The sequence below is a fragment of the Plectonema cf. radiosum LEGE 06105 genome, from assembly GCF_015207665.1.
GTDB lineage: Bacteria > Cyanobacteriota > Cyanobacteriia > Cyanobacteriales > Nostocaceae > Rivularia > Rivularia radiosa_A.
This window is the reverse complement of sequence record NZ_JADEWL010000230.1, coordinates 1-6,736: the sequence shown is the minus strand read 5'-3', so window position 1 is coordinate 6,736 and position 6,736 is coordinate 1. Positions and strand designations below refer to the sequence as shown.

6 protein-coding genes are annotated in these 6,736 nt (G+C 37.9%); 4 read left to right on the top strand and 2 right to left on the bottom strand.

Annotated elements, in window-relative coordinates; genetic code table 11:
• Positions 1-95 precede the first annotated feature (95 nt).
• Positions 96-917 carry a prepilin peptidase gene (locus IQ247_RS30875; RefSeq protein ID WP_193925874.1) on the top strand — a complete coding sequence of 274 codons (822 nt, stop codon included), beginning with the start codon at positions 96-98 and terminating at the stop codon, positions 915-917.
• A gap of 75 nt (positions 918-992) precedes the next feature.
• Here the strand turns inward: IQ247_RS30875 and IQ247_RS33725 are convergent, their stop codons facing one another.
• On the bottom strand, positions 993-1,454 hold the full coding sequence (locus IQ247_RS33725) for a cupin domain-containing protein (RefSeq protein ID WP_193925873.1): 462 nt from the start codon (positions 1,452-1,454) through the stop codon (positions 993-995).
• A 312-nt stretch (positions 1,455-1,766) separates the two neighbouring features.
• Here IQ247_RS33725 and accD point away from each other — a divergent pair, with 312 nt between their 5' ends.
• Positions 1,767-2,732 carry an acetyl-CoA carboxylase, carboxyltransferase subunit beta gene (accD, locus tag IQ247_RS30865; RefSeq protein ID WP_193925872.1) on the top strand — a complete coding sequence of 322 codons (966 nt, stop codon included), beginning with the start codon at positions 1,767-1,769 and terminating at the stop codon, positions 2,730-2,732.
• Between the two features lie 120 nt (positions 2,733-2,852).
• Here accD and IQ247_RS30860 read toward each other — a convergent pair whose 3' ends face one another.
• Positions 2,853-4,340 (bottom strand): MFS transporter, encoded by a 1,488-nt coding sequence (locus IQ247_RS30860; RefSeq protein WP_193925871.1) that lies wholly within the window; start codon positions 4,338-4,340, stop codon positions 2,853-2,855.
• Positions 4,341-4,729: 389 nt separating this feature from the next.
• Here IQ247_RS30860 and IQ247_RS30855 point away from each other — a divergent pair, with 389 nt between their 5' ends.
• Entirely contained in the window at positions 4,730-6,013 is a 1,284-nt protein-coding gene (locus tag IQ247_RS30855; RefSeq protein WP_228060206.1) for an ABC transporter substrate-binding protein, read from the top strand.
• A gap of 120 nt (positions 6,014-6,133) precedes the next feature.
• Positions 6,134-6,691 carry a hypothetical protein gene (locus tag IQ247_RS30850; protein ID WP_193925870.1) on the top strand — a complete coding sequence of 186 codons (558 nt, stop codon included), beginning with the start codon at positions 6,134-6,136 and terminating at the stop codon, positions 6,689-6,691.
• Positions 6,692-6,736 lie beyond the last annotated feature (45 nt).

Here is a 6,736-nt window from a genome sequence, read left to right as displayed (position 1 = left end):
CCCATCCCCCCATCTCCCCCGAAATTTAAGGGTAATTACGAATTACGGATGACGAATTACGAATTACTTTGGGTAAATGATTTGGGAATAACTTGATGGATGAGTGGATTTTCGTTCCTGCGAGTTTAATTGTTTTTGTTTTCGGTGCATCTATTGGCAGTTTTGTCAATGTTGTAGTTTATCGGCTACCTGCTGGTTTGTCGATTCTTTATCCTCCTTCACGATGCCCCCATTGTTTAAATCGTCTCAAAGCTTACGATAATGTGCCGGTATTCGGTTGGTTTTGGTTGCGAGGTCGTTGTCGTTATTGTAAAAGTCGCATTTCTCCTCGCTACCCGATTGTGGAAGCTGTAACGGGTTTATTATTTGTACTAGTTTTCCTGGTATTTAAATTTTCACCACTGACGATAGGTTATTGGTTATTTTGCAGTTGGTTATTAGCACTATCGATAATTGATATAGATACAATGACTTTACCCAGTGAACTAACTAAATCGGGGTTAGTGCTGGGTATTTTGTTTCAAATGATATTAGGATTTATACCGCAATCTAGCTGGTCGGGATTGATAAACCAGATGATACCAGCTATTGCAGCAGCAGTATTCGGATTATGGATGTTTGATGTCATTGCTCGCATTGCTACAATTGTTTTCCGTAAAGATGCAATGGGCGCAGGTGATGCGAAATTAGCAGCAATGATGGGAGCTTGGTTGGGTTGGAAGTATTTACTCTTAGCGAGCTTTATCGCTTGTGTTGCCGGAGTTATTGTCGAAGGTCGCATTATTATACCACGAAAAGCCGCAAAACAAAATCAACCTTTTCCTTTTGGTCCTTATTTAGCTTTAGGTTCTGCGATCGCGCTTTTTTGTGGTGAAGCTATTTTATCGAGTTATTTACGATTCTTCTTTCCCAGTTGAGATTTTCCCCACCTTACTTCGTAGAAGGTGGGAATTCCTTCATATCTCACGTACAAAAGCATCCTGCAATCATTGTCAGTAGGGATTCGAGGCAGGTTCTCCCGCACCATTAGTCCAAATGTCGTCTGGCAGAGATCGATCGCGGTGGCAAACCCGATCAAGGTCAGGATATGTGATTGTGTCTATTGCCGCTCGGGTGCCGACTACCAGGCATCGCGTTGCTTTGGCGCTACGATTCTCAAGACAGTGACCTACTGGCACTCCTGCTTGAAAACTTGCAGCATCGCCAAGACGTAGTACAGTCTCCGTGTCCCCTTCGATCAGCGTAATCTCACCTTCGAGGACATAGACCATTTCATCTTCATCACTATGCCAATGTTTGATCGATGAACGAGAGCCAGGTTGCAGAACTTCGATGAACGCACCGAACTGGGTAAGCCCCCCTGCTTCGCTAATCCACAGTGTACGATCTGGTTCTTGCGCGGTGTGAGAAGGGCTTTCTTCCACGACGAGACGATCAGGAGTGATAATAGTCATTGTATTTGATTATCGATGATTGGACGTATCTACAACAAGCATGAAGTATCGCATTGTCCGTTGTGAACTGCATTGCTTTCAAAGAACCGATACAAACATATACTATAAGACTTGAATTGGTTTAGATATTTTCGTTAAGCTGAAAAGCGAAGATGCTTTCATATTGCCTCTATTGCTTAGAAAAAATTGAGGAATTAATTTTCTGTCCTCTGTAATTTGTTATAAATTTATAACATTTGCAAAAAAGACAAAAAACAAAAATCCTGTATTCTTGACTAAATTTGACATAAATTCCACCTGCATAAGATACAAATGGCGAACAACGACGAAACACGCGGTTTTAAATCTTTATTTGATTGGTTTGCAAACAGACGTAAAACGGGTTCTATCAGTATTGAGCGTCAGGAGCGCGAAATTGCTGATGGATTGTGGCACAAATGCACTAAATGCGGTGTATTGGCGTATACAAAAGACCTAAAAGCAAATCAGATGGTTTGCATTGAATGCGGACATCATAATCGAGTTGATAGCGATGAACGTATCCGTCAACTGATAGATTCTAATAGCTGGATTGCTATGGATGAACATTTGCTTCCCGCAGATCCTTTACAATTTCGCGATCGCAAATCCTATAGCGATCGGTTACGGGATGTACAGGAAAAAACTGGTTTAACGGATGCTGTGAGAACGGGTTTGGGGAAAATCAATGGTTTACCCGTTGCTTTAGGCGTAATGGACTTTCGGTTTATTGGTGCGAGCATGGGTTCTGTTGTGGGGGAAAAACTCACACGACTGATTGAACAAGCGACTCAGCGACGCTATCCTGTAATTATTATTTGTACTTCTGGTGGAGCTAGAATGCAGGAAGGATTGCTGTCTTTAATGCAGATGGCAAAGATATCAGGAGCTTTAGAACGTCATCGACGACAAAGACTTTTATATATTCCGGTTTTGACTAACCCTACTACTGGTGGGGTAACTGCAAGTTTTGCGATGTTGGGCGATATAATTTTGGCAGAGCCGAAAGCGACTATTGGTTTTGCTGGTAGACGAGTAATTGAGCAAACCCTGCGAGAAAAATTACCTGAAGATTTTCAAAGTGCGGAAGATTTACTCAAACACGGTTTTGTCGATGAAATTGTACCCCGTACTCAGTTAAAGAAAGTTTTGATACAACTGATTACTTTACATCAACCACCTGCAATCAAAGCTCCAAATAATTTAGTTGTGTGGGAAACAACAAGAAACTTTAGCCATACTGCTGTCAATGAACAATGAAGAATTATCAATAATTAATGAATTCATTAATTGGTAGTGGGAGCGTCTCGCTCCCTAGCTGCTATCAGGGAGCGAGACGCTCCCACTACAAATTTTTAAAAGTCGGGTTTTTACCATATTTTAAAAACCGGACTTCTGTGCTAATTGCAATTTACGTAAACCCTTAAACATTTTGGTTAAAGATTGTCTTCGGGCTTCTTGGACAAATAAAAGTGGAACAAGAGCGATTAACCGGAAACCCACAGAAATGATAAATAAACCAGATAAACCACCGAAAACAAGATTTTCTGCGAGAAAACCGCCGATTGTAGTTCCAATCGCACCGCTAGCACCAGCGACAGCTGCTGCGATCGCAAAGTAAACTGACTGCATTCTGACTGGTGCGATACCTAGTTGTAGGTTATTACTACATAATTCAATTGCTGCGGTGCTACCTCCGATGAGGATATGTATTAAAGGTAGCCACAACCAAACACTCAGAGAATCCACACCAATTCCCACCCACAAAACTGGAATTATTGCAACCAATATTCCTACTAAAAATAAGATGGTACGATTACCGACTTTATCCGCTAATTTACCCCATAAAATCAGCATTAGCATCCCAGCACCGGCTTGAAAACTGCCGTAAATAGTTACCCAACTGACATCTAAATTTAGGGTATCGAGCATATAAAGATTAAAGAAGGGAGCGCTGAGGTTAAAGGAAAACATCCACAACCCAAAGTAAGCCAAGAATATTAAAAAATTAGAGTCTTTCCAAATGCTTGGAGACGGATTTGTAATTCCTGGATTATCTAAATTTGAATCTTGATTTTGACTGTTATTTTGACTAAAAATTTTTACTTTTGAATAGTTATGAGACTGGGGATTAATATCGGCTTTAAAAAACTGACAACCAAGACTTGCTGCACCAGCAATCAATCCAAACAGTAAAACCAATCCGTAACCTTGGATATGTCCACCAGGATAACAACTTACAACAAAACCAGCCAAGGGTACATAAAGCAGTCTAGTAAAGCTAGAAATGCTATTTCGCATACCAAAATATCTTCCCCGCAACTGTCGGGGAACCAACATTGCCATCCAACTCAGCCAAGATGCACTTCCTAAAGCTGCAAATACATGACTCGCTAAAATAATCAGCAGCGTTAAAACAACTAACTGATGGTTATCTAAATCCGATTTACCCCAACTTATCATCCCAATGGCGATCGCCAAAAATAACCATATCAATCTTGCAACACCGTGAGTCCAAAGACAAAAGTTATGACGACTTTTAGTACGTTCGGAAAAATAAGCACCCAAAGGTTGTAACAAATTTACCAACATGGGAATAGAAGAAAGCATCCCAATTTGTACTGGAGTTGCGCCCAACTCTACGAGAAAATTACTCAAGAGAATTCCACCAGTCGTAATCTCAAATACTGATGCAAACATCCCATCCACAGTAGAGGCTTTTAAACTTCTACGAATGGCATTTTTAGAAATTCTCTGAAGTTGAGATTCTTGTATTGTTGGACTCAGAGAGAGTACTGACGTTAATTCAGCACTCTGGGTGTTTTGTGTTACTTCAAAAAATTCTGTATTAACCTGAACAGATTGCATTAGCCACCCTTCGGGATGTTTTTTTATAGCCCGTTATTTAAATGTTTAGATTGGTTGCGCTGGCAACCTTTTGCTCATGTTACCTTACATACATCAATAAAACTACATATAAATACAAATTTAAGATAGTAGTCTTGATGACTTTGTTTAATACTATAAAGGTCTTGTTTAATAAAAATCTTTCTGTCAAAAGTAATAAATATTAAATAAATCTCAAGTTAGTTAAAAAATAATTATAAAGCTGAAACTTTGCTATTCCCTATTCCCTATTACGTATTCCCTCAACCCTTTGATCGCAACTATTTAACCGCACATAATATTAAATATGGGAATATAAGAGGAGAATTAATTTCGCCTGGATAGCTAATGTGCAAGAAGTGGTTGAACCTATGATTATAAAAAGAAAACTATTGAGATTTTTAGGAATGTTGCTAGGATTTATCTTGATAATAGTAGTTTTTCATAATTTATTCTTATCGAGTGCTTCTACATCATCAGATATAGTTAATATCAAACTCAGCGGTTGGGGAGCGAGTTCAGTTGAACAAAAGCTATTAAAACAGTTATTAAGAGATTTTGAGTTAGAACATCCGGATATAAAAGTTAAATACGAGGTGATCAACGACCAATATATGGATGTAATCAAAACTCGTTTAATTGGGGAAGCGGCACCGGATGTATTTTATTTAGATGCTTTAGAAGCTCCCTTTTTGATGAGTCAAAATGTTCTGGAACCTTTAAATAGTTATATAAATTCTGAATTTGATTTAAGTGATTTTGAAGACACCTTATTAAACAGTTTTAAGTACGAAAGCCAAATTTACGGACTACCGAAAGATTACTCAACTCTGGCTTTGTTTTATAATAAACAAGCCTTTAAGAAAAAAGATTTAACTAATCCTCCTGTTACTTGGAAAGAATTACGTACTTACTCTCAAAAGTTAACCGAAGATATTAATAAAGATGGCAGAATAGATAGATATGGCTTTGGAGAAATTCCAGAATTAGCGCGACAAGCTTACAAGATAAAAGCTTTCGACGGTGAAATTGTTAATCAAAATGGTTATGCAAATTTTGCTAACTCCGAAGCTTTGAAAGGATTGCAATTAGCTGTAGAACAATATCAAAAAGAACGAACTTCGGCACAAAAAACAGATGTAGGGACGAATTCCGGTAGCGAAATGTTTGCTCAAGGTAAAGTCGCAATGGTAATTGAAGGTAATTGGACGATTCCTTATTTAAAAGAGACTTTTCCTAACTTAGAATTTGCAACCGCAGAAGTGCCGACGATAAACAACAAAAAAGGCACAATGGTATTTACCGTTGCTTACGTGATGAATCAAAAAGCAAAACACAAAGCTCAAGCTTGGGAATTAATCTCTTACCTTACAGGCAAACAAGGTATGGAAAAATGGACTGAAAGCGGTTTTGCTTTACCAACGAGAAAATCAGTAGCCGAGAAACTAGGTTATGAACAAGATGATTTGCAATCGGCATTTTTAGCGGGAGTAGATTACGCGACTCCTTGGCAAATTGGTAAGTATCCTATACTAATTATCAATAACTTTGAAAATCAATTTACCAGCGCTATTTTAGGACAACAAACCTTAGAACAAGCCATGAAAAAGGCGCAGATACAAGCCAATAAGCAAATTAAAGCTATGGAATATTAAAAATAGTGCAGGTAAGATGATCCGCTATTCTATATCAAGTAATCTACGGATTTACACGGTGAAGAGATGGGTTAATACATGGGTAAAATAGCAAACATATAATATTATCCCTCGTTTGCGATGTTATCTGATATTGATTTGATTCGAGAATTTATTAAACTATCTATACAGAAAAAGGAAGTTTTATTAGCAAACTTAACATTGCAGGGTGAAACAACTTATAAAAGCAATCGATTAACAGCAAAAAAGGAAGGAGTGATTGCTACTACTCAATTAGAAAGTTCATTAAATCCATTTTTAATTAAAAATAATTCAACTCACTGGCAATTAATAAGTAAGGTATTAGCGGAATATCACTTTATTTTGATGGGAAATGTAGATGAACGTGGTTTTTATCAATATGAGTATTGTCAAATTCCCCAAGATTATCAAATGCATTGCGAAAAAGCAGCTATTTTATGGAGAACTTGGTGGAAATATCGTCAGCGTATTCAGGGTAAAATAATTCAGTTAGAACTTCTGATTCGCATCAGAAATACATGGTATCCCATCAGAGGTTTGGCAATTAGCGATGGACTTATATATCTCGAAACATTAGGAAATGAAATTGCACTTAATTTAGAAGACGTAGTAATTTGGTTAAGCAAAATAAAGGAGGATAAGAAGGTTAAAGGTTAAAGGTTAAAGGTTAGAGGTTAAAGGTCAAAGGTTAAAGGATAACAA

What these genes read in the sequence shown, in the direction of transcription:
- IQ247_RS30875 (WP_193925874.1), top strand. Translation starts at nt 96, where the DNA reads ATGGATGAGTGGATTTTCGTTCCTGCGAGTTTAATTGTTTTTGTTTTC.
- IQ247_RS33725 (WP_193925873.1), bottom strand. Translation starts at nt 1,454, where the DNA reads ATGACTATTATCACTCCTGATCGTCTCGTCGTGGAAGAAAGCCCTTCT.
- accD (WP_193925872.1), top strand. Translation starts at nt 1,767, where the DNA reads ATGGCGAACAACGACGAAACACGCGGTTTTAAATCTTTATTTGATTGG.
- IQ247_RS30860 (WP_193925871.1), bottom strand. Translation starts at nt 4,340, where the DNA reads ATGCAATCTGTTCAGGTTAATACAGAATTTTTTGAAGTAACACAAAAC.
- IQ247_RS30855 (WP_228060206.1), top strand. Translation starts at nt 4,730, where the DNA reads ATGATTATAAAAAGAAAACTATTGAGATTTTTAGGAATGTTGCTAGGA.
- IQ247_RS30850 (WP_193925870.1), top strand. Translation starts at nt 6,134, where the DNA reads ATGTTATCTGATATTGATTTGATTCGAGAATTTATTAAACTATCTATA.